A 21,132-nucleotide genomic window follows, 5' to 3' on the forward strand; every position below is an offset into this window, starting at 1 on the left:
TCAGCAATAGATCCTGAATTTTTCGCGGATCGCCCGGTCGATCTCGGGTGCGATCACCGAAGGTGCCGCCTCCGCGAGAATGCGGTTCTTCTTCTCGATCGCGCGCGCGACGAGATCCGGACGGCCGATCTCCACCCATTCCTTCGGGCTCGTGCGATCGGCGACCGCCGGATAGATATATTCGGTCTGCATCAGCCCCAGCGTCTGCTGGTGGCCGAGATAGTGACCGGGGCCGTCGAGGCAGACGGAGCGCATGGTTTCGAGCGAAACCGAATCCTCGGTCACGTCGATGCCGCGGATGCAGCGCTGCACCTGCCCGAGCATATCGTCGCCCAGCACCAGCGATTCGAGGCAGAAGCCGAGGAGCGAGGCATGCATGCCGACGGCCTCGTAGACCATGTTGAGGCCGGAAAGGCCGGCCATGACGTTGGAGATCGCCTGCTCCCAGCCGGCCTGCATGTCCGGCAGCTTCGCATCCGCGATGCCGGCCGCGGCACCGCCCGGCAGGCGGTAGAACTGGTGCATCTGCGCACAGCCCGCCGTCAGCAGCGCCTGCTCGCCGGAGCCGCCGGACATCGCCCCGGTCCTCAAGTCCGAAACGAAGGGCCAGGTGCCGAAGATCGCCGGATGGCCGGGGGACATGGAATTAACATAGACGACGCCCGCCAGGCATTCGGCGACCGCCTGTACGATCGCCGTCGCGAGCGGCGCCGGCGCCGTTGCCCCCGCCTGCCCGGCGGAAAGCAGGAGGATCGGCATACCGCCACGGATGCATTTCTCCATGGTGATGCAGCTCTCCTCCGCAAACTTCATCGGCGGCACGACGAAGCAGTTGGAATTGGAGACGAAGGGCCGCGCCCGCCACTTGTCCTCGCCGTCCGCAATCATGTGGATGAGGTCGAAACAGCCTTCGACATGCGACGGATCGGAAAAGCTGGTGCCGACATGCTTCGTCGTTCCGGCGCAACAGGCATAGAGCGTGTTGATGTCCATCAGGAAATTGTCGGGAACGTCGCGGCACACCATTGCCCGCTGGAAGAAATGGACGTTGTCGAGATGGTGGACGAGCTGGGCGGCGTTCAGCAGGTCCTTCGCGGTCGACTCTCGGTATTCCCGCTTTTCGACATCGACGACGTGAACCGCCGCGCCGGCCGTGCCGTAGTATACTCGCGTGCCGCTGAGCTCGAGATCCTGCTTCGGATCGCGGGCATAAAGCGTGATGTCGCGAGCGGCAACGGCCAGCATGTCCTCGACCAGCGCGCGGGGAAACCGGATGCGGCCGTCATCGCCGAGAATGGCGCCGGCACCGGTCATGATCTCGATGCCGGACTTCGGCGCATTGGCAAGACCGATCTCTTCCAGCGCATCGAGCGCGGCTTCATGGATGCGCCGGACATTCGCCTCGCTCAACGGCTTGTACTGACCGCCGGCGAGACCCGGCCGCACGGGTCGGATGTTCTCGGCAAGCGGCGCCGAGCGAAGCGCCATGCGCGCCGCCCGTCCGCCGGACCGTCTCGAAACCGCAACTGCGCATTCCTCAGCCATCATTCATCTCCCAATGGCGCTGTAGCTCTTTGCCCCTCACCCTAACCCTCTCCCCGCACGCGGGGAGAGGGGACTGGACGGCGCGGCATATCCCTTCTCCCCGTCAAAACTGGGAGAAGGTGCCGGCAGGCGGATGAGGGGCAGTCATTTTCAGGCTCGCACCCGCTCCGCCTTCGGATCGTACATGGGCTTCAGCGAAGCCTCGGCCTTAACCCTCGTTCCGGCGATTTCGATCTCGTAGCTCGATGCCAGCACGTCCGCCTCGCTCTCACCCGCGCAAGGCACGTAGCCGAGCCCGACTGCGCCGCCGAGATGATGACCGTAATTGCCCGAGGTGATCGTGCCGACGATCTCGCCGTCGCGGACGATCGCCTCGTTGTGGAAGAGCAAGGGTTCGGGATCGGCGAGCCTGAACTGCAGCAGCCGGCGCGCCAAGCCCTTGTTCTGCTTGGCAAGCACGGCCTCACGGCCGATGAAATCACCCTTGTCGGCCTTCACTGCGAAGCCGAGACCGGCTTCCAGCACATGATCCTCGTCGGTGATGTCGTGTCCGAAATGGCGGAACGCCTTTTCGATCCGGCAACTGTCGAGCGTGTGCAAGCCGCAAAGCTTGAGCCCGACATCGCCGCCTGCAGCCCCCAGCGTCTCGAACACATGTGCTGCCTGGTCGGTCGAGACGTAAAGCTCCCAGCCGAGTTCGCCGACATAGGTCACCCGGTGGGCACGGGCGAGACCCATGCCGATCTCGATTTCACGCGCCGTGCCGAAGGGATGCGCCTGATTGGAAAAGTCGTTCGGGCTCACCTTCTGCATCAGTTCGCGCGCCTTCGGTCCCATCACGCAAAGCACGCTTTCGGCAGCCGTGACATCGGCAACCACCACGAAGTCATCGCGAACATGCTTGCGCAGCCAGGCGAGGTCGCGCTGCAGCGTCGCGCCAGGTACGATGAGGAAGAAGGCGGTTTCCGAAAGTCGGGTGACTGTAAGGTCGCTCTCGATGCCGCCCCGCGCGTTCAGCATCTGCGTGTAGACTATCCGGCCCGGCTCGACGTTCATCTCGTTGGCGCAGAGCCGCTGCAGGAAGGAGAGCACGTCTCGCCCTTCGACCCGGATCTTGCCGAACGACGTCATGTCGAAAAGACCGACGCCGCCGCGAACCGCAAGATGCTCGGCCTTCTGGTTCTCGAACCAGTTCTGACGCTTCCACGAATAGCGATATTCGCGCTCCTGTCCTTCGTTGGCGAACCAGTTGGCGCGCTCCCAGCCCGCCACCTCGCCGAAGACCGCGCCGCGGGCCTTCAGATGTTCATGGAGGGGCGAACGGCGGACGCCGCGTGCCGTCGCCATCTGGCGATAGGGGAAATGATCGGCGTAGAGCAGGCCAAGCGTTTCAGAAACGCGCGCCTTGAGGTAGCTGCGGTTCTTCTGGAACGGCTGCGCGCGGCGAATATCGACCTCCCAGAGGTCGAAGGGCGGCTCGCCGTCGTTCATCCATTGCGCCAGCGCCATACCGGCGCCGCCAGAGGAAACGATGCCGATCGAATTGTAGCCGGCGGCGACCCAATAGCCTTTGAGCTCAGGCGCCTCGCCGAGATAGTAGCGGTCGTCAGGGGTGAAACTCTCGGGTCCGTTGAAGAAGGTGTGGATGCCCGCCGTTTCCAGCATCGGCATGCGATTGACCGCCATTTCGAGGATGGGTGCGAAATGGTCGAAATCCTCCGGCAGCTGGTCGAAGCAGAAGTCCTCGCGGATGCCGTCCATGCCCCAAGGCTTGGCATGGAGCTCGAAGGCGCCGACCAACATCTTGCCGGCATCTTCCTTGTAATAGGTGCACTCGTCCGGCACGCGCAGCACCGGTAGGCGCGTCAAGCCGGGAATCGCCTCGGTGACGATATAGAAATGCTCGCAGGCATGGAGCGGCACGGTCACGCCTGACTGGCGCGCCACTTCCCTGCCCCACATGCCGGCGCAGTTGACGACATGCTCAGTTTCGATCGTGAAGCTCTCGCCGTTCTGCTCGCAGGTGACGCCAGTGACGCGGCCGTCTTTCCTCAGAACGGACGTGACCTTTACGCCCTCGATGATCTTCGCGCCGTTCTGGCGGGCGCCCTTGGCAAGCGCCATCGCGATATTGGCCGGATCGCACTGTCCGTCGAGCGGCAGATGCACCGCCGCCTTGACGTCGGACGTATTGAGATGCGGGTACATCGCCTTCACCTCGTCCGGCGTGATCTCGCGAACATCGACGTTGAACGCCCGGGCGAGAGAGGCCTGGCGGTAGATCTCTTCCTTGCGCTCGTCCGTCAGAGCGACCGTAATCGACCCGTTCTGGCGCATGCCGGTGGCAATACCGGTTTCGGCCTCCAGCTTGACATAGAGGTCGGCCGAATATTTCGCGAGCCGCGTCATGTTCTGCGAGGCGCGCAGCTGGCCGATCAGCCCAGCCGCATGCCAGGTTGTGCCGGAGGTCAATTGCTTGCGCTCAAGCAGTACGACGTCGGTCCAGCCGAGTTTCGACAGGTGATAGGCGACCGAGCAGCCGGAAACGCCACCACCGATGATGACCACGCGCGCCTTTGGGGGAATGGGCTTCGTCATGCTCTCAGTCTTTCATTCGAGGGGTCCCAGAGCGGTTGGTCCGGCTGAACGACCGCCTTGAAGCGGTCGCCGAAAATCTCGACCTCGATTTCCTTGCCGGCGACCGCGAGATCGGCGCGCAGCATGCCGAGCGCGATCGATTTGCCGACGCGATAGCCCCAGTTTCCGGAGGTCGTCTCACCGACCACCTCGCCGCCCGACCAGAGCGTCGACATGTAGGGCGCGTCGGATTCGCCGGCATCAACAGTCAGGGTGACGAAGCGCTTGCTGACGCCCTGCTGCTTCTCGCGCTCCAGCGACGCCTTGCCCTTGAATGCCGGTTTGGACCAATCGACGAAGCGTTCGAGCCCGCCCTGCAGGATCGTATAGTCGGTCGACAAATCACCCTTCCAGGCGCGGTAGCCCTTTTCGATGCGCAGGCTGTCGAGCGCCTCCATTCCGAAGGGTTTGAGACCGTGTTTCTGGCCGGCCGCCCAAACCACGTCGAAGATCGCGGTCGTGTCGTCCACCTTCGTGTGGATCTCCCAGCCGAGTTCTCCGGCAAAGGAGACCCGAACAAGTCGGCAATAACGCCCGGCGATTTGCGCCGTCTGGTGAGTGAGCCAGCCTTTCGAAAGGTTGGCGTCGGAAACCTCGGCAAGGATGTCGCGCGATTTCGGGCCTGTCAGAATCTGGCAGGAGAAATTCGCTGTCACATCGTCAAGCGTGAAGGCCGCGTCCGCCGGGCGGTGTTTCTTCAGCCACTCGAAATCATGCCATTGCGCAGTCGCCGCGGTGATCAGGAAGAAGAAGTCCTCCTCGATCGCCATCACGGACATTTCGGTAACGATGCGCCCCTTGTCGTCGGCGAAATAGGCAAGGCCGATGCGTCCCGCCTTCGGCACGCGGCCGGTGATCAGGCCGGTCAGCCATTCCCGCGCGCCCTCGCCCTTGACGCGGAACCGCGAAAAGCCCGGCAGGTCGAGGATACCGGCTGCATCGCGCACCGCCAGGCATTCCTCCTCGATGCGCCTCGCCCACGGCCCCTCGCGGCCCCAGGTCTGCGTCGCTTCCTCGGAGAGGTCGTCGCCCGGCTTCGCGTACCACATGGCCCGCTCCCAGCCGTTATAGGGCTTGAACTGGGCGCCGAGCACGGCGATGCGGTCGTGGATCGGCGACAGCTTCTTGCCGCGCCCCGCCGGCCAGTAATGCTTCGGGAAATGCATCGCATATTCGTGGCCGTAGATTTCCATGCCCTTGGCGGTGCAATAATCCTCATCGGTATAGTCGGTGTAGCGGCGCGGGTCGCAGGACCACATGTCCCATTCCGTCTGGCCTTCCGTCACCCATTCGGCGAGCACTTTGCCGGCCCCGCCCGCCTGGCAGATGCCGAAGGTGAAGACGCAGGCCTCGAAAGCGTTCGGCACGCCGGGCATCGGCCCGATCAGCGGGTTGCCGTCCGGCGCATAGGGAATTGGCCCGTTGATCACGCGCGACAGGCCCGCGGTGCCGAGGATGGGCATCCGCTCGACGGCGTCGTTCAGATACCATTCCAGCCGGTCGAGGTCGTCGGGGAAAAGCTGGAACGAAAAATCCTCCGGCATCGGATCGTCCGGCGTCGTCCAGTGCGCCCGGCAATTCTTCTCGTAAGGCCCGAGATTCATGCCGTATTTCTCCTGCCGGAGATAATAGGACGAATCGACGTCGCGGAGCAGCGGCAGCTTGTGCCCCGCCTCCTTCGACCAGGCGGCAAGTTCCGGGATCTCGTCGAAGAGAATGTATTGATGGCTCATCACCATCATCGGCACGTCGCGGCCGAACATCTTGCCGACTTCGCGGGCATAGTAGCCGGCGGCGTTGACGACATATTCGCAGCGGATCTCGCCCTGCGGCGTGACGATTACCCATTCATCGTTTTCGCGGCGCGCGCCCGTTACCGGACAGAAACGGATAATCTTTGCGCCTAAATCGCGCGCACCCTTCGCGAGCGCCTGGGTGAGCTGCGCCGGGTCGATATCGCCGTCATAGGGATCGTAGAGCGCGCCGGTCAGCTCGTGGGTTTCGAGGAAAGGATAACGGCCGCGCATCTCGTCCGGGGTAAGGGTGTCGAGATCCATGCCCTGGTAGCGGCCCATACCGACGACGCGCTTGAACTCCTGCAGACGTTCCTTCGAATGGCCGAGGCGGATCGACCCGGTGACGTGGTAGTTCATCGGATAATCGACCAGCGCTCCGAGGTCGCGGTAGAGCGAAGCCGAATAGCGCTGCATGTTCATGATCGACCACGACGACGAGAAGGTCGGCACATTGCCGGCCGCATGCCAGGTCGAGCCTGCGGTCAGCTCGTTCTTCTCCAGAAGCACGCAGTCCGTCCAGCCGGCCTTGGCAAGATGATAGAGCGAGGAGGCGCCGACCGCTCCCCCGCCGATGATCACGACGCGCGCGTGAGACGGCAAATTCGACATGCGTAGTTCCCTCTTTTGAGGGGATATTTGACGAGGAGCGTAAGGCTATCAAGCAGCGGAACTAGGTTTTATTGATCGAGATTTTCGATTAGGCTCGCCGTGTTTTAGAGGCAGCGTGTCGCAAAGATGCAAGTTGAACTGATCGAGACATTTCTGGACCTGATGGAAACGCGGAGCTTCAACCGCACGGCCGAGCGGCTGAACATCACGCAGTCGACCGTTTCGCATCGCGTGAAGGCGCTGGAGGCGCAGTTCAACCGCAAGCTTTTCACCCGCAGTAAGGGCGGCACCGTGCCGACGGCTTCAGGTCTGCGTTTTCTAGACTACGCAAAAGCGCTTCAAAATCAATGGCATGAAGCGACGCGCGCGGTTGCCAGTGCCGGCGCTTTCGAGCGTTCGATGCGGCTCGGGATCCAGCACGATCTCGCCGAGACCCTTGCTGGCGACTGGCTGGCCGCCATCCGCCGCGAGTTGCCACAGACCGAAATTTATATGGAGGCGGATTATTCCAACCAGATGAACCGCGATCTCGCGGCCGGGGAACTTGACCTCGCGATCCTTTATACGCCCCACTACCTACCCGATCTTCACTACGAACGGATCGGCGAACTGCATTACAAGCTGGTCAGCACGCAAGCCTGCGACATAGCCCGCGTGAAGCCGGAGACCTATATCCGCTCCAGCTATTCGCCGGCCTTCGACCGCGCCCATCGCCTCGCCCTGCCGCATCTCTCCGCCGCCCCGCTCGCGGCGGGGCAGAACATGGCGATCACCGGCCTGCTTCGCGCACTTGGCGGGGCCGCCTATGTCACCGGCGCGACCGCAGCACGGCTTGCCGAACTCGGCGTTGCGACCGCGGTCGCCGACGCCCCGGTCATTCCGCAAACCATCTATGCCGCGACCAGCCTTCGCACGCGCCATGCTCATCAGCACCGCAAGATCATCGGTGCCATGGAGCTGCTGCTCTCGCCGGCGCCGGTGCCGGAGTAGACAAGTCGAAATCGTCAGAACTTGCCCTTGAACTGCGCCTTCAGCCGCGTGACGTCCTCAGGTCTGACCGCCGTCGGATCGGTCACCGCCACCCAGGCGTCGATGTAGTGCTCCGGCGCGTAGACATGGCCGTAGCCGATCGGCGACGTCGTCGCCAAAGCAATGTCGGCGAGAAGCTGCAGTCCGGTCACCACGGGAAACCAGCTTAGCGCCGGCGAGACATCGGGCCCCCGCGGCGCTTTCATCCATTGCGGCTCGCGATAGAAGGAATGGGGATCGAAGAACGTCACCGGATCGCTCGCATATTGCAGATAGACGATCCGCATCGCGCCCCAGCGCGCGCCCGGAATATCAAGCGCATTCCGCTGGTTCGTGAAGCGGATGATCGAACTGTCCCGGTAGCGCGGCAGCCAGGCGGGGGACGCAGGATCGCGATCCGCCGTCACCGATTGCCACAGCTCGCTCGGAAAGGGAGGCCCGCTCCAGAGCGCGCCCTGGAAGGGATCGCTTATGACGTCGAACAGATCAACCGACCCTTGCGAGTTCATCGCGCCAAGGCTCAGGCCGTGGAGATACAGCTTCGGCCGCCGGTCCTTCGGCAGCGTGCTCCAGTAGCTGTAGACCTCGTCAAACAGCGCATTGGCGGCGTCGGCCCCGTAGCCTGGCTCCACCAGCAGCGACAACCAGCTCGAGAGATAGGAATATTGGACCGCAACACTCGCGACATCGCCGTGCAGCAGGTATTCAACGGTATCGAGTGCCGCCGGATCGATCCAGCCGGTGCCGGTTGGAACGACGACGATCAGCGACTTGCGTTCGAAACCGCCGGCGCGCTTCAGCTCATCCAGGGCGAGCTTCGCCCGCTCCCTTGCGGAGTCGGCAGAATTCAGCCCCACATAGACCCGTACGGGCTCCCGCGCCTGACCGCGGAAGAAGGCGCCGATCTCGGCACCCTTGGGACCGGAAGCGATAAACTCACGGCCCCGCCGCCCAAGCTCATCCCAGTTGACCAGCGATGCGGCGCTGCCGGTCTTGGCCGGATCCGATGGTGGTGGGACCTCTGCGTCGATATAGGCATCCAGCGTCTGGAACGAGCTGTCGGCGGCGCGCAATGCGAACTTGAAGATCAAGCCATCGGCCACGGACCAGAAAAGTGCGATGGCTGCAAGCCCGCCGATCGCCCTCGCGATGGGTCGCGTAACGAGGCGTTCCAGCATGCGCGAGAGAAAATGGAATGTCAGCCGGAACAGCCGCGCCAGAAAGACGAGCACGACGAAGACCGACGCGGCGGCGAGACCGAGCTTCAAGGGTTCCGCCGTTTCGATCGGTTCGAGACCCATGATGTTGCGGACGGTGTTCTGCCATCCCGCGGTCTGCCACAGGAACACCGCAACTGCCGCGCCGCAGACGAGCCCCGCCACGATTTTCAAGGTACGTTGGCGCCGCAGGGAAGCGTCCGGAAGTTCGAAGAAGGACCAGAGCCAACGCAGGAACACGCCGATCGCATAACCGGCCGCGAGCGAAGAGCCAGATATCGCTCCCTGGATCAAGTAGGGCCGCGGAATTAGACTCGGCGTCAGCGAAACGGCGAAGAACAGCACGCCGACGAGCAGCCCGGTCGCGGAAAACGAATCCCAGAAGCTTGCAGTATGGCTTGAGGGCCGCGGCTTCGACATGTCCGTCCGTTGAAGGTGTTCCATGCGGCCCTCCACTCTACAGCGCCGTGCGTCTTTTCAGACGCACAAAGGTCGCTGTAACACTTTGAATCGCTGCATGTTTTCATCCTTAAATCGAATACGATTTAAGGAAACATGCAGTAGAGGCACTATCACCGGAATGTCCGGCGCGAGCGACATGCGCAGGGAGCAATGTCGCCTCGCACTCTCCTGCAGTCAATTGTTGCGGCCGGTGCGATGCAGCCTAAATGCGTCGCTCCTTGATCGTGTTCATCACGAAACTCGTCTCGATCGAAGCGACGCATTTCAACCGGGCGATCTTTTCCTTGATGAAGCGCTCATACTGTTCGAGCCCCGCACTCATCACTTTCAGAACATAATCGCGCGAGCCGGTGACAAGGTGGCATTCGAGCACCTCGTCCCAGCCGCGGATCGCCTCCTCGAACATCACGATTTCGTCCTCGTGCTGGCGGCTGAGCCGGACGGTGGCGATCGCCGTCATTGTCCAGCCTTCGATCGCCGGATCGACGAGCGCCGTATAACCGCGGATGACGCCGTTTTCCTCCAGCCGCCGCAGGCGCCTGAGGCAGGGCGAGGCCGACAACCCGACCCGCTCGGCGAGCTCGTTGTTCGTGATCCTGGCGTCGGCCAGCAGTTCCTTCAGAATCCGGCGATCCATTTCATCGGCAATTTTCTGCGTCATTTTTCTTCGGTTCCGGCAAATATTTGCGCCCATCAAAGCGAAGTGATCGCAAATAGCAAGGATCGGTCCAAGCGTCTGATATAATTTGGCTGTTAGCGAATCCGCTTCGTTCGAGGAGAAAAGCCATGACCGCGCCGCATCCTTCCAGGACCCATATCGGCAACCACAAGCTGCACCCCGAAACCCTCATGCTGAACTATGGTTACGATCCGGAGCTCTCGGAGGGCGCGGTCAAGCCGCCGGTCTTCCTGACTTCGACTTTCGTTTTCCGCTCGGCCGAGGAAGGCCGCGATTTCTTCGATTTTGTTTCGGGGCGGCGCGAACCGCCGGCGGGCGTCGGCCCGGGTCTCGTCTATTCCCGCTTCAACCACCCGAACAGCGAGATCGTCGAGGACCGGCTGACTGTCTTCGAACGGGCCGAAAGCGGCGCCGTCTTTTCCTCCGGCATGGCGGCAATCGCGACGACGCTGCTCGCCTTCGTGCGCCCGGGTGACTCCATCCTGCATTCGCAGCCGCTTTACGGCGGCACCGAAACGCTGCTCGCCAAGACTTTTCTCAATCTCAACGTGTCGGCAGTCGGTTTTGCCGATGGGGTCGACGAGGCCGCCGTCAGGGCCGCGGCGGAAGAGGCGATGGAGAAGGGACGCGTCGCCGTCATCCTCATCGAGACGCCCGCCAACCCGACCAACAGCCTCGTCGATATCGCCATGATACGCCGCGTTGCCGAGGCGATCGGCGAAAGACAGGGGCAGCGGCCGATCGTCGTCTGCGACAACACGCTGCTTGGCCCGGTCTTCCAGCACCCGATCGACCACGGCGCCGACGTTTCTCTTTATTCGCTGACCAAATATGTCGGTGGACATTCCGACCTGATCGCCGGCGCCGTGCTTGGCCCGAAGGCGATTATAAAGCAGATCAAGGCGCTGCGCGGCGCGATCGGCACGCAACTCGATCCCCACTCCTGCTGGATGCTCGGCCGCTCGTTGGAAACGCTGGCCGTCCGCATGCACAAGGCAAACGACAATGCCCGCATCGTCGCCGAGTTCCTGCGTGACCATCCGAAGGTCGAGCGTATCCATTACCTCCCCTTCCATGACGAGGCCTCGCCCGTCGGGCGCGTTTTTGCCGCCCAGTCGACCGGCGCCGGTTCGACCTTCTCCTTCGACATCGCCGGGGGCCAGGACGCCGCATTCCGCTTCCTCAACGCGCTGCAGATCTTCAAGCTCGCCGTCAGCCTCGGCGGCACGGAATCGCTCGCAAGCCATCCCGCCGCGATGACGCATTCGGGCGTGCCGATCGAGGTGCGCCAGCGGATCGGCGTGCTTGAGTCGACCATCCGCCTGTCGATCGGCATCGAGCATCCGGACGATCTCGTCGCAGACGTCGCCAATGCCCTGACGACCGTGTGAATTTATGTCTTTCCGGAGCGCGATTTGAGCTCCGCAGAATGCGACAGGATATTAACGATGTTGCCGAACGGGTCGCGTAGATAGAACCGCCGCACGCCCCAAGGCTCATCGCTGATATCGTAGACGATCTCCGTAGCGGCGCGCTTCGCGCGTTGATAGACCTCGTCCACGTCATCCACCTCGATCGAGAGCGCCGGCACCGGCGTTCCCGATCCACCCTCGATGGCGAAGCTCACCTGCGGCATGGCTAAGCCGCCCTTCGCTGCGAAGGTGAGGATCCAGCCATGATCCATCACCACCTCGAGGCCGAGCAGATCGGTGTAGAAAGCGCGCGCACGCGGTGGGTCGGACGTCTGGAGATTGGGCACGATGCGTCGGACGGCCATGTTCTCCTCCGGTTTGGCCGGCATTTCGTCACCGGCTGGAAAGCGCGGGTGTGATCAGCGATGCCGCCGCCATTCCCGCCGTTTCCATATAGCTCGGATCGCGATGGAGCAAAACGACGGCGAAGCTGCCGTCGAGAAGCAGCAGAACCTGACGCGCTAGCAATTCTGCGCCGTCGATGCCCTCGTCTTCTAGGCACTGCCGTAGCCAGTTCTCGAATTTCTTCTTATGCGCTGCCCCGATGCGCATCGCCGGATGCCCCGGCATGTTCGCCAGTTCGGCGGAGGTGCGCAGGAAGCCGCAGCCTTTCCATTTCGGATGTCGGGCGGCGCGTGCCAGATTGCGAAAGATGCCCTCCACCCTTGTCGCCACGTCGCCCTCGGTCTCGGTAAACCATTTCTGGAAGAGCTTGAGGTTAGGCTGGTCGCGGCCATCGAGATAGGCGGCGATCAGATCGTCCTTGCTGTCGAAATGATAGTAGAGCGTGCGCTTCGTAACGCCGGCTGCTTCCGCTACGGCATCGACGCTGACGGCGCGGATGCCCTCCGCGTAGAAAAGCTTGGCTGCGGCAGAAACGATGCGGTCGCGGGTGGAGGAAGCAGTCGTCATGACCATGTATACCGCCTAGTGAATACACAACTGCTTATCGCTCGCCTAGCCTGCTTCCGTCAACACCACGGGAGATAGCCATGTCCGGTACAGTGCTTTTCGATGCCGCCGACGGCGTCGCGCTGCTCACCCTCAACCGGCCGGAAAGGCTGAACGCATTGAGCTACGACCTGATAGACCGGCTCCTTCACCTCCTCGACCTGATCGAGGTGGACGATACCGTCCAGGCGGTCATCCTCACCGGCGCCGGAGAGCGCGCTTTTTCGGCCGGCGGCGATATTCATGAATTTTCCAACAGCGTGGCGCAGGGCGTAAGTGCCGCCGTCCGCGATTTCGTGCGGCGCGGGCAAGCGCTCACTTCTCGGTTGGAAGCCTTTCCGAAGCCCATCATTGCGGCCGTCAACGGCCTTGCCTATGGCGGCGGCTGCCAGATCACCGAGGCCGTGCATCTGGCGATCGCCAGCGACCGGGCGCGTTTTGCCAAGCCCGAGATCAGGCTTGCCATGCCGCCGACCTTCGGCGGCACCCAGCGCCTTCCACGCCTCGCCGGTCGCAAGCGCGCGCTCGAACTGCTTCTCACCGGAGACGAGTTTTCCGCGAGCCGGGCGCTCGAGGTAGGACTCGTCAACAAGATCGTGCCGCACGACGACCTCATCGCTTCCGCTCGCGCCCTGGCCGCGCGCATCACACGCCACTCGCCCCCTGCCGTCGCGGCGATCATCACCGCGGTCACACGCGGTCTCAACATGACGATCGGCGAAGGCCTACTGAACGAGAGCGAGCAATTTCAGCGCATGGTACCGAGCCATGATCTCACCGAGGGACTTACGGCCTGGAAAGAACGGCGTGAGGCGCATTACACCGGACGCTGACGCCGTAGAATGCAGCACTAGCTCCGTGCGAATCCGAGCACGAAGAGCGCCAGCGCTCCGATTGAGGCGAATGTCCGCACGTGGTTCCACCAGACCCAATCGGTCAGGTATCGCTTCTGCCAGATCTCGCGGGCTGCCTCGCGTGAAGCGGCCGCAAGCGCGTCATTCAACGGCACATTGAAGACGATCGTCACCAGCAACGTTCCGACGACATAGGCAAGCCCGCCGGCCGCCAGCAGCCAGCCACCCTGCCCTCCCGAAAAGAAGGCAGCGGCGACGAGGATCAGCCCCAGAAGCGCCGTTCCCATGAAAGCGGTGAGGAAGAGCGGGTTCTGGATCACCTCATTGATGGCATTCATCGCGGCGATTCCTTGCTCGGGCGGCAACCGCGACAAGGCCTGCATGATGCAGACGGAGAAGATGAAGAACAGACCGGCCATCAGGCCGGAGCCGATGACAGCAGCGAAAGCCAGGGCAGGAATCAGGGCAACCATCACATCATGCTCCAGACACCGGCTGCTGTCGTGTCCCGAGCATAATCGGCAAAATCGCGCGGCTTACGTCCGAGCACCCGCTCGACATCGTCGGAGAGATGCTGATTGCGGCCGTCGAGCACGGAGGTGAAGAGGTAGACGACAAGCGCTACGTAGTCATCCGGCAGGCCATCTGCGCGCAATTGCGCAGCGAAATCCTCAACCGGTATCGGCTGGTAACGAATATCGCGCCGTGTAGCGGCGCCGATCTCGGCGACCGCTTCGGAAAAGGTCATCAGCCGCGGTCCAGTCAATTCATAGACGCGGCCCTGATGCCCGTCCGCTGTCAACGCCGCAACCGCGATGTCGGCGATATCCTCGGCGCTGATGAACGGCTCACGAACGTCTTTCGGCGGCAGGGCGACGAGGCCGCTCTGAACTGCGTCGGTCAGGAAACCTTCGCTGAAATTCTCGAAGAACCAACTCGCCCTCAAGACCGTCCATTCGGCGCCCGCGGCTCGCAGTTCGGCCTCGGCGGCCTGCGCGTCATCCTCGCCGCGACCGGACAACAGGACCAGCCGCTTCACTCCGCTCTTCACCGCGAGGACAGAAAAGCCGCGGATCGTATCCGCGGCGCCAGGAACGGCCAGATCGGGCTGATAGCTCACATAGACCCGATCGACGCCATCGAGAGCCGGGGCCCATGTCGCCTCGTTCGCCCAATCGAACGGAGGCATCGCCGATCGCATCCCGAGACGCACCGGCACACCATTCGCCAAAAGTCGTGCCGCAATCCGCCGCCCGGTCTTGCCGGCGCCACCCAGAACCAGGGTCGATTTCTCTGACATCTTATCCTCCCGACTGCTGTTCGATGAATATGAGTATTCCTCACGTTTGCAAATGTGATAAATCCTCGTATTTTGAGAGTCAAGGCAAAATGTGAGGAGTGCTCATGATTGGAGAAGCAAATCCGGCGATCGGATCAGCCGAAGAGGAAACAAGCCTTCGCCGTACACCAAGCCAGAAGCGCAGTCGCGAGCGCGTCGAGCATATCCTCTCCCGCGCCATCAGGCTGATCGAGGAAAAAGGAAGCGACGCCATGCGCATGAGCGACGTCGCTGCGATGGCCGGCATCTCCATCGGGTCACTCTATCAGTACTTTCCGGACAAGGCGGCGATCGTGCGCACCCTCGCCGAGCGCTACAATGCCGCCTGCCGGGACTGCATTGCTGCGGAGTTCGCAAAGGTCACCACGCCCGCCGAATTGCGCAGCGCCTTTTCGGCGCTCTTCGACACTTACTACGACATGTTTCTCGCCGAGCCTGTGATGCGCGACATCTGGTCGGCGATGCAGGCGGACAAGGCGCTGCGTAAAATCGAGCTCGCCGAGAGCCGGTTGAATGGGCGATTGCTTGCCGACACCTGGATGAGGGTTGTTCCGGAAGCGCCGCGCGAAAAGATCGAAGATGCCGCGTTCCTCATGATGCATCTTGGCGACTGCACGATGCGACTTGCGGTCTCGGTCGACAGGTCGGAAGGCGACCGCATCGTCAAGGCCTATGAGCACATGATCCTTCGTGAATTTGTCGCGGATGCAGCGTGAGAAGCCGCAAGTTCAATTGACATCGCCCGCGACCGATCCTAATCATCGGGGATCGATTGGTTCCCGGAAAGCGAACGCGTTCCGGGAGTAAACGGGAACGTGACGGATGGACCCAAACTGGGCATCTCAATCACGGCCGACCCCGCGACTGTAGAGCGGCGTGAATTTGCCGTTCCGGAGCGATCCGGAAGAAGCCACTGGGAAAAACCGCGAGAGGGCGGTTCGATCCTGGGAAGGCGAGGCAAATCCTTGGTGAAAACCACCTGACGCCGTGAGCCAGGAAACCTGCCAAGCGATGCGGGCATCGTGCCCAAACCGGGAAACATCCCAACGCCATCACGGAGGTTGTCATGGCTACGTCTACAGCTTCGAGCATTTCGCTCTCCCTTAACGATCGTCTGGTCGCGGGCATCTCCGCCCTGTTGATCGGCGCCTTCCTCGTCTTCGGTGCGGGCCTCGCGAATTCGGCCGTTCTGCACGACACGGCGCACGACACCCGCCACTCCTACGGCTTCCCCTGCCACTGATCGATGCCATGGAACGCCTTACAGCGCCGCGCGTCTTATCGGACGCGCAAAGGACGCTGTAGCACTTTGAATTGCTGCATGTTTTTATCCTTAAATCGGCTACGACTTAAGGAAACATGCAGCAGGCGTTCCATCTCGAACAAGAGCGGAGCGTTCCTCCGGCGCATAGCACGCGGGCGCAGTTCTCGTTTGGCATGCGCTCCGGCATGCTCCGCTGGCGTTTTGCATCCACGGAAACCGGAAATGGCGCCGGCTGTGGCGTCTGCATGGCGTTGGCGCATCTTGAATGACGCGCCGCGCTTCGGAGCGGCCGCGCGCCCGATTGAGGAATTTCGACAATGATCGTCAAAACACTTCTGGCCGCAATCGTGGCCGGGCTGATTGCCGGCGTCTTCATGACCGCCGCACAGGAAATGCGCGTCGTGCCGCTGATCCTGCACGCCGAGGAATATGAGATCCAAGCGCCGGCAACGCAGGAGCCCGCAGCCGCTGGCCACGACCAGCATTCGTCGCTGAACGGCACTTCACCCGCCGGCGCGCTGCTTTCCGCGCTCTCGCCGGTTACACCGGCCTATGCGCATGAGCATGAGGGCGAGCACGAGGAAGGCGGCATCATGTTCGGCCTGAGCCGTTTCTCCGGCACGCTCCTCGCCAATCTCGTGACAGGCGCCGGATTTTCGCTGCTGCTTGCCGGCGTCAGCCTTGTGATCGGCTATCCGATCACGCTCGCGAATGGGGCGCTCTGGGGCGCCTGCGGATGGCTCGCCGTGCACTTGCTGCCGGCGATCGGCCTTCCGCCCGAACTGCCGGGCTTTCCGGCGGCCGAACTCGGTGAACGGCAGGTCTGGTGGGCTGCGACGGTGCTGCTTTCGGCAGCCGGCCTCTATCTGCTGGCGCTGCGTCGCGAACTGGTCGCCAAGATCGTGGGTCTCGCGCTCATCGCCGCACCGCAGATCTATGGCGCGCCGCAGCCGCTCGACATCTCCAGCAACGTGCCCGCCGTCCTCGGCGCGGAATTCGCCGTCGCGGCGCTTGCGACCACCCTTGCCTTCTGGCTCGTGCTCGGGGTGGTTTCCGGCTTCATCAACGACCGGTTCGTCAAGGTGCGTTAGGTCACGTTCTGATCTTTGCTGCCCCTCACCCTGGCCCTCTCCCCGCTCGCGGGGTGAGGGACGGCAGGCGGACAAGAGCCGAAAAACTCACCCTATTTGATCGCGGGCGGTATCGATCAAATGCGCCCGCAGTCGCTCGCGTCGGGCCTCGGGCTCGAGCAACACGCAGCTGTCGCAATAGCTGCCGCCGTCGGTGCGGTAATAGAGGCAGCACCCGCCGCGCATCCTGTAGGTCCGCGAAAGATCTTTCCCATCCGCGGCCGCGACTTCGATCTTCTCGTAGCAAAGCGCCTCGGAATGCAACGGGGAGCCCGCGCGCTCGACCATCGCTAACGCCTGCGCGATCGCCTCCGCCTCCGTTCCGCGCCGTCGTCCGATTTCGAGAAAGGCACCTGCCAGGCTGTCGGCCGCAAGCCGCCATTGCGCGCGCAGCGACAGGCCGCAGCGCCGCTTCAGATGAGCGATGACCGGCTTCAGATGAGCGACAAAGAGATCGTGGAAAAGCCTTTCGGCATCCTCGGGGTCGCCGCCGGAGCCTTCCTTAAGTCCCATGCAAAAAAGAAAACGTCCGGCGTCGACGGCGCCCGCCTCGAGCGGACGCGCGTAGCGCTCGAAGCGCAACCCGGTCACGTCCGGAACACGACTGCTACAGAGATAGATGGCGGCGGACACGAGGCTGAGCTGATGGCTATAGAAGGCGATGAGATGTGCCGCCCGCACCTTGTCATCCATCCCCACGCCGAAGCGCTCCTGATAGGCAAGACAGGTCTCCACATCGGGCGATGCCTCGGCCCAGAATGCAGACGGGAGCCGCACGCCCTCGTCCGGGGCCCGCGAGCATGCGACCTCGGGAAACTCGGCCTGGAGCCAGGTGATGGCGGCCCGCGCCTCCCCTTCGCCCGCGGCGTCCCGGATCTCCCGCTTCCGCGCATTTTCCATCCCGCCTCCGTCGCGCTCAGACTTGTGGGCCGCCCGCCGACAGCCAGCCGCCCTCGAAACCGGCCCGCCGCAGTCCGCGGCCAAAGGCGGGAATGTTGCGCGTGATCTCCCAAAGCAAACCGCTTCTCCAGTTCTCGATCATCATGACGGACAGGCCCTGGTCAAGTCCGACCACCCTGTCGTCCACCCAACCTTCGGCGCCCTCGCCCGGCAGGCTCGGATTGAAGCCACCTGGAAGGCGGTCATCGCTGAGCAGCGCCGGATAACGGGAAAGCAGATGGTCGAGGCCGCCAAGGCTGGCCTCCGGCTCGAAGGGCAGGCAGGCGAGCGCCGCCCAGGGCACGAGGGTCCCGTCGTCGACACCAAAAGGCGCGCCGCGCGCCGCGTAGCCGAGCATCCGCTGCCAACGGCCGTCGCGCAGCCGCAACCGACCTTTCGGCGCATGGCAGGCGCTGAAGCCCCAGAGATCGCGGCAATAGCCGGCGAAGGCGCCGGCATTGTCCTCCGCATGCGTGCGCTGGAACGCAATCGCCCGACGGGTGTTCTCAAAGTAGTCACTCGCCGCCTTGCGCATCGCCGCATCGCGAATGGCGCGAAAATCGATCCAGGCATGAGGAAAGAGATGAATGAAGAGCGCACCCGCATGAAGATGCCGGGCGCCGTCGATCGCCAACCACTCATGAGCCGCGGTGAAAGCGTCATAGTTGTCCGGCGCGATCGCATGGCGCGGCCCGGCAAGCGCCAGCACATAGAGCAACAGCGCCTCGCTATATCCGCGCCAGCGATGCCTGAGAAAGCGGCCCGGCGGCCGCCACCCCATCGTCAGCGTGTCGCCGCGATTGAGCGCCCATGCCCAGTCCGCCCGCTCGAAGAGCCGTTCGGAAAGGCTGCGGATCTCCATCTCGTCCTGCCTGCGCTCCGAGAAATAGGCAGCGGCCGTCAGCATGCCGGCAAAGAGCAAGGCACTATCGATGGTGGAAAGCTCGCAGTTCCAGCTGCGCTCGCCGGTGCGCATATCGAGAAAATGATAGTAGAGGCCACGATAGCCGGTGGCGCGCGCATCGCTTGCCTGCCTGCTGGCCGCGAGAAACCGCAACACTTTCAGCACACGACGCGCAGCCTCTGGACGGCTGATCCAGCCACGCTCGACCGCGACCGGATGGCAGGCGAGCCCGAAGCCTGTGGCGGCGATGCTCGATGGCGATCCCTCGCGTGATGTGTCTGCAACGAGACCGGTCCCGGCATCGCAATATCGGAGAAAATAGCCGAAGGCAGCGCGTTGCAAGCGATCGATCCGCATGATGTCCGTATTCGACGTGGATTGAAGCATCCCAGGTCCCGTCTGAAGCGCAGCGCGCATGCCGGCTGCGCCAGCGATATCCGACATGTCGAAAGCAGCGATGCTTTCGCCCGTCGATAGAATTCCTTCAAGGGCAAAATCGGACAACGTTGGGGTTCGCCTTGTGCCCAACGATATTGCCGATCACCGAATATTGTAGAGGTAGTCGTTCGCAACGGTCGCGCAACGCCAATCCTGTGCTACATTCTTCCCGATGCCTTGATTTTGGCGTGATGAAATCCAAACTCACAGATGTGATCGATTTTTGAAGCGCAGGGTGCGGCAGACCGCCTCACACATTGTTCCGCATCCAGCCCCGAACTGACCACGCAATAACTGGTTGATGCGATGTTGAGCACGTTGGCATTGATCCTGGCCCTTAGTGGGAGTCCGGTCCAATCGGCCGCCACGCAGACGGATGTCGATGTGGAACTGGTACTGGCCGTCGACATGTCCGGATCGATGGACATGGAAGAGGCGCGGGTGCAACGGTCCGGCTATCTGCAGGCATTGCGGCATCCGGACTTCATCAACGCAGTCAGGGGCGGCCTGCTCGGGCGTATCGCGATCGGCTACTTCGAATGGGCGGGACTGGTGAACGAGCAGTCGGTTGTCTCTTGGCAGATCATCGACAATTCCGAGGACGCCGAGGCCTTCGCCGCGAAAGTCGAGGCGAGGCCGATCGGCACGCGCCGCGGCACGTCGATCTCCAATGCCATCCTGTTCGGCACGAACCTGATCGATTCCAACGCCTTTTCCGGCGCGCGTCGAGTGATCGACATTTCGGGCGACGGGCCGAACAATACCGGCCCGCCGGTTACGCCAGCCCGCGACGGCGCCATCTCACGCGGCATTATCATCAACGGCCTTGCGATCCTGATCCGCCCCTCGGTCTCGACCGGACCGCTCGACCAGTACTACGCGCAATGCGTCATCGGCGGACCGGGGTCCTTCGTGTTGCCGGTTCATGAAGCGGAGGATTTCGCGATCGCGATCCGCCAGAAACTGATCCTTGAAGTGAGCGGCCTGCCCCCGCCGCCCACCCTGCAACTCACGGCCACGACTCCTGGCGCTGACTGCCTGATCGGCGAAAAGCTCAGGCCGGGATTTCTCGACCGGATCTATCCCGAACTCGACCGATAAGACCTCGGCTCCTCATTCGCTGCCGGGCATGAGCGCGGAAACACCGCCGTCGACGAAAAGCGTCGTGCCGTCGATGAAATCGGAATCGGCGGAGACCAGGAACAGGATGGCGCGGGCGAGATCGTCCGGAACACCCGGCCGGTCGCGCAAGTTCACGACGGGCCGGGTCGGATCGAAGGTATCCTTGCCGACCGGCGAACCGATCTTGTTCGGCACGACGCAGTTGACACGGATCTTGTGCTTGGCGAGTTGGATCGCCAGCGAGCGCGAAAGGTTGGTGACACCCGCCTTGGCCGCCGTGTAGGCGACGGCACGCGGACGTCCGTAGAAGCCCGAGGTCGAGCCGACATTGACGATGTTTCCGCCATGCCCCTGCGCCACCATCTGCTGGGCGAAATATTTGCTCATCAGGAACGTGCCGGTCAGCGTCACCGCGATTACCCGATCCCACTCGTCCTTGGTCACGTCGAGGACGTGCTTGTTGTCGCTGATGGCGACGTTGTTGACGAGGATATCGACCTTGCCGAAGCGGTCGGTCACGCCCTTGACTAGCGAAATGACCCCTTCCTCATCGGCAACGTTGGCGAGGAACACCTCGGCGGTGCCGCCTGCCGCGCGGATCTCCTCCGCGACACGTCCGGCACGCTCGGCGTCGATGTCGGTCACGGCGACGCTCGCGCCCTCCTTGGCTAACAGCCTCGCCGTGGCCTCGCCAATGTTCCGGCCAGCGCCGGTGACGACCGCTACTTGATCGATCAGTTTCATT

Annotated in this window: 19 protein-coding genes and 1 riboswitch; of the genes, 7 read left to right on the top strand and 12 right to left on the bottom strand. The window is 62.9% G+C overall.

Annotated elements, in window-relative coordinates:
* The 3 genes from RB548_RS12985 to RB548_RS12995 all read right to left on the bottom strand — a co-directional run bounded on the left by RB548_RS12985 (window position 1) and on the right by RB548_RS12995 (window position 6,587).
* Window positions 1-1,545 carry a trimethylamine methyltransferase family protein gene (locus RB548_RS12985; RefSeq protein WP_331371711.1) on the bottom strand — a complete coding sequence of 515 codons (1,545 nt, stop codon included), beginning with the start codon at window positions 1,543-1,545 and terminating at the stop codon, window positions 1-3.
* A gap of 150 nt (window positions 1,546-1,695) precedes the next feature.
* Window positions 1,696-4,143: a GcvT family protein gene (locus RB548_RS12990; protein WP_331371712.1), complete on the bottom strand. Its 2,448-nt coding sequence runs from the start codon at window positions 4,141-4,143 to the stop codon at window positions 1,696-1,698.
* Window positions 4,140-6,587 (bottom strand): GcvT family protein, encoded by a 2,448-nt coding sequence (locus tag RB548_RS12995; protein ID WP_331371713.1) that lies wholly within the window; start codon window positions 6,585-6,587, stop codon window positions 4,140-4,142. The genes RB548_RS12990 and RB548_RS12995 overlap by 4 nt, the downstream gene beginning before the upstream one ends.
* Before the next feature lie 126 nt (window positions 6,588-6,713).
* Here RB548_RS12995 and RB548_RS13000 point away from each other — a divergent pair, with 126 nt between their 5' ends.
* The gene (locus RB548_RS13000; RefSeq protein WP_331371714.1) at window positions 6,714-7,577 is read left to right on the top strand and encodes a LysR family transcriptional regulator; all 864 of its coding nucleotides are present in this window, start codon (window positions 6,714-6,716) and stop codon (window positions 7,575-7,577) included.
* A 14-nt stretch (window positions 7,578-7,591) separates the two neighbouring features.
* On the opposite strand, the gene RB548_RS13005 is transcribed toward RB548_RS13000, so the two are convergent.
* Window positions 7,592-9,277 (bottom strand): alpha/beta hydrolase, encoded by a 1,686-nt coding sequence (locus RB548_RS13005; protein WP_331371715.1) that lies wholly within the window; start codon window positions 9,275-9,277, stop codon window positions 7,592-7,594.
* 220 nt (window positions 9,278-9,497) lie between these two features.
* Window positions 9,498-9,956 (bottom strand): Lrp/AsnC family transcriptional regulator, encoded by a 459-nt coding sequence (locus RB548_RS13010; protein WP_331371716.1) that lies wholly within the window; start codon window positions 9,954-9,956, stop codon window positions 9,498-9,500.
* A gap of 125 nt (window positions 9,957-10,081) precedes the next feature.
* On the opposite strand from RB548_RS13010, the gene RB548_RS13015 reads away from it, so the two are divergent.
* Window positions 10,082-11,365, top strand: a complete 1,284-nt coding sequence (locus tag RB548_RS13015; protein WP_331371717.1) for a cystathionine gamma-synthase family protein — start codon at window positions 10,082-10,084, stop codon at window positions 11,363-11,365.
* A gap of 2 nt (window positions 11,366-11,367) precedes the next feature.
* Here the strand turns inward: RB548_RS13015 and RB548_RS13020 are convergent, their stop codons facing one another.
* Together RB548_RS13020 and RB548_RS13025 are read right to left on the bottom strand one after the other, a co-directional pair.
* Window positions 11,368-11,751, bottom strand: a complete 384-nt coding sequence (locus RB548_RS13020) for a glyoxalase superfamily protein (RefSeq protein WP_331371718.1) — start codon at window positions 11,749-11,751, stop codon at window positions 11,368-11,370.
* Window positions 11,752-11,779: 28 nt separating this feature from the next.
* Entirely contained in the window at window positions 11,780-12,358 is a 579-nt protein-coding gene (locus RB548_RS13025) for a TetR/AcrR family transcriptional regulator (protein ID WP_331374963.1), read from the bottom strand.
* 80 nt (window positions 12,359-12,438) lie between these two features.
* Between RB548_RS13025 and RB548_RS13030 the strand changes: the two genes are divergently transcribed.
* Window positions 12,439-13,230, top strand: coding sequence for a crotonase/enoyl-CoA hydratase family protein (locus tag RB548_RS13030; protein ID WP_331371719.1), 792 nt, complete (start codon window positions 12,439-12,441; stop codon window positions 13,228-13,230).
* A gap of 17 nt (window positions 13,231-13,247) precedes the next feature.
* Here RB548_RS13030 and RB548_RS13035 read toward each other — a convergent pair whose 3' ends face one another.
* Together RB548_RS13035 and RB548_RS13040 are read right to left on the bottom strand one after the other, a co-directional pair.
* Window positions 13,248-13,724, bottom strand: a complete 477-nt coding sequence (locus RB548_RS13035; RefSeq protein ID WP_331371720.1) for an anthrone oxygenase family protein — start codon at window positions 13,722-13,724, stop codon at window positions 13,248-13,250.
* Window positions 13,724-14,551, bottom strand: coding sequence for a Rossmann-fold NAD(P)-binding domain-containing protein (locus RB548_RS13040; RefSeq protein WP_331371721.1), 828 nt, complete (start codon window positions 14,549-14,551; stop codon window positions 13,724-13,726). The genes RB548_RS13035 and RB548_RS13040 overlap by 1 nt, the downstream gene beginning before the upstream one ends.
* Window positions 14,552-14,655: 104 nt before the next feature.
* On the opposite strand from RB548_RS13040, the gene RB548_RS13045 reads away from it, so the two are divergent.
* The 3 genes from RB548_RS13045 to RB548_RS13055 all read left to right on the top strand — a co-directional run bounded on the left by RB548_RS13045 (window position 14,656) and on the right by RB548_RS13055 (window position 16,945).
* Window positions 14,656-15,306: a TetR/AcrR family transcriptional regulator gene (locus RB548_RS13045; RefSeq protein WP_331371722.1), complete on the top strand. Its 651-nt coding sequence runs from the start codon at window positions 14,656-14,658 to the stop codon at window positions 15,304-15,306.
* A 40-nt stretch (window positions 15,307-15,346) separates the two neighbouring features.
* A riboswitch (cobalamin riboswitch) is annotated at window positions 15,347-15,613 on the top strand.
* Between the two features lie 43 nt (window positions 15,614-15,656).
* Window positions 15,657-15,833 (top strand): CbtB domain-containing protein, encoded by a 177-nt coding sequence (locus RB548_RS13050; protein ID WP_136506572.1) that lies wholly within the window; start codon window positions 15,657-15,659, stop codon window positions 15,831-15,833.
* Window positions 15,834-16,171: 338 nt separating this feature from the next.
* Complete coding sequence (locus RB548_RS13055; protein WP_331371723.1) at window positions 16,172-16,945, top strand: CbtA family protein; 774 nt, start codon at window positions 16,172-16,174, stop codon at window positions 16,943-16,945.
* Window positions 16,946-17,032: 87 nt separating this feature from the next.
* Here RB548_RS13055 and RB548_RS13060 read toward each other — a convergent pair whose 3' ends face one another.
* On the bottom strand, window positions 17,033-17,884 hold the full coding sequence (locus tag RB548_RS13060) for a ferric iron reductase (protein ID WP_331371724.1): 852 nt from the start codon (window positions 17,882-17,884) through the stop codon (window positions 17,033-17,035).
* Window positions 17,885-17,900: 16 nt separating this feature from the next.
* Entirely contained in the window at window positions 17,901-19,214 is a 1,314-nt protein-coding gene (locus tag RB548_RS13065; protein ID WP_331374964.1) for a glucoamylase family protein, read from the bottom strand.
* Window positions 19,215-19,571: 357 nt separating this feature from the next.
* On the opposite strand from RB548_RS13065, the gene RB548_RS13070 reads away from it, so the two are divergent.
* Complete coding sequence (locus RB548_RS13070; protein WP_331371725.1) at window positions 19,572-20,366, top strand: DUF1194 domain-containing protein; 795 nt, start codon at window positions 19,572-19,574, stop codon at window positions 20,364-20,366.
* A 12-nt stretch (window positions 20,367-20,378) separates the two neighbouring features.
* Here RB548_RS13070 and RB548_RS13075 read toward each other — a convergent pair whose 3' ends face one another.
* The gene (locus RB548_RS13075; protein ID WP_331371726.1) at window positions 20,379-21,131 is read right to left on the bottom strand and encodes an SDR family NAD(P)-dependent oxidoreductase; all 753 of its coding nucleotides are present in this window, start codon (window positions 21,129-21,131) and stop codon (window positions 20,379-20,381) included.
* Window position 21,132 lies beyond the last annotated feature (1 nt).

Source organism: Sinorhizobium chiapasense, assembly GCF_036488675.1.
Lineage (GTDB): Bacteria > Pseudomonadota > Alphaproteobacteria > Rhizobiales > Rhizobiaceae > Sinorhizobium > Sinorhizobium chiapasense.

What these genes read in the sequence shown, in the direction of transcription:
- RB548_RS12985 (WP_331371711.1), bottom strand. Translation starts at nt 1,545, where the DNA reads ATGGCTGAGGAATGCGCAGTTGCGGTTTCGAGACGGTCCGGCGGACGG.
- RB548_RS12990 (WP_331371712.1), bottom strand. Translation starts at nt 4,143, where the DNA reads ATGACGAAGCCCATTCCCCCAAAGGCGCGCGTGGTCATCATCGGTGGT.
- RB548_RS12995 (WP_331371713.1), bottom strand. Translation starts at nt 6,587, where the DNA reads ATGTCGAATTTGCCGTCTCACGCGCGCGTCGTGATCATCGGCGGGGGA.
- RB548_RS13000 (WP_331371714.1), top strand. Translation starts at nt 6,714, where the DNA reads ATGCAAGTTGAACTGATCGAGACATTTCTGGACCTGATGGAAACGCGG.
- RB548_RS13005 (WP_331371715.1), bottom strand. Translation starts at nt 9,277, where the DNA reads ATGGAACACCTTCAACGGACGGACATGTCGAAGCCGCGGCCCTCAAGC.
- RB548_RS13010 (WP_331371716.1), bottom strand. Translation starts at nt 9,956, where the DNA reads ATGACGCAGAAAATTGCCGATGAAATGGATCGCCGGATTCTGAAGGAA.
- RB548_RS13015 (WP_331371717.1), top strand. Translation starts at nt 10,082, where the DNA reads ATGACCGCGCCGCATCCTTCCAGGACCCATATCGGCAACCACAAGCTG.
- RB548_RS13020 (WP_331371718.1), bottom strand. Translation starts at nt 11,751, where the DNA reads ATGGCCGTCCGACGCATCGTGCCCAATCTCCAGACGTCCGACCCACCG.
- RB548_RS13025 (WP_331374963.1), bottom strand. Translation starts at nt 12,358, where the DNA reads ATGACGACTGCTTCCTCCACCCGCGACCGCATCGTTTCTGCCGCAGCC.
- RB548_RS13030 (WP_331371719.1), top strand. Translation starts at nt 12,439, where the DNA reads ATGTCCGGTACAGTGCTTTTCGATGCCGCCGACGGCGTCGCGCTGCTC.
- RB548_RS13035 (WP_331371720.1), bottom strand. Translation starts at nt 13,724, where the DNA reads ATGGTTGCCCTGATTCCTGCCCTGGCTTTCGCTGCTGTCATCGGCTCC.
- RB548_RS13040 (WP_331371721.1), bottom strand. Translation starts at nt 14,551, where the DNA reads ATGTCAGAGAAATCGACCCTGGTTCTGGGTGGCGCCGGCAAGACCGGG.
- RB548_RS13045 (WP_331371722.1), top strand. Translation starts at nt 14,656, where the DNA reads ATGATTGGAGAAGCAAATCCGGCGATCGGATCAGCCGAAGAGGAAACA.
- RB548_RS13050 (WP_136506572.1), top strand. Translation starts at nt 15,657, where the DNA reads ATGGCTACGTCTACAGCTTCGAGCATTTCGCTCTCCCTTAACGATCGT.
- RB548_RS13055 (WP_331371723.1), top strand. Translation starts at nt 16,172, where the DNA reads ATGATCGTCAAAACACTTCTGGCCGCAATCGTGGCCGGGCTGATTGCC.
- RB548_RS13060 (WP_331371724.1), bottom strand. Translation starts at nt 17,884, where the DNA reads ATGGAAAATGCGCGGAAGCGGGAGATCCGGGACGCCGCGGGCGAAGGG.
- RB548_RS13065 (WP_331374964.1), bottom strand. Translation starts at nt 19,214, where the DNA reads ATGCTTCAATCCACGTCGAATACGGACATCATGCGGATCGATCGCTTG.
- RB548_RS13070 (WP_331371725.1), top strand. Translation starts at nt 19,572, where the DNA reads ATGTTGAGCACGTTGGCATTGATCCTGGCCCTTAGTGGGAGTCCGGTC.
- RB548_RS13075 (WP_331371726.1), bottom strand. Translation starts at nt 21,131, where the DNA reads ATGAAACTGATCGATCAAGTAGCGGTCGTCACCGGCGCTGGCCGGAAC.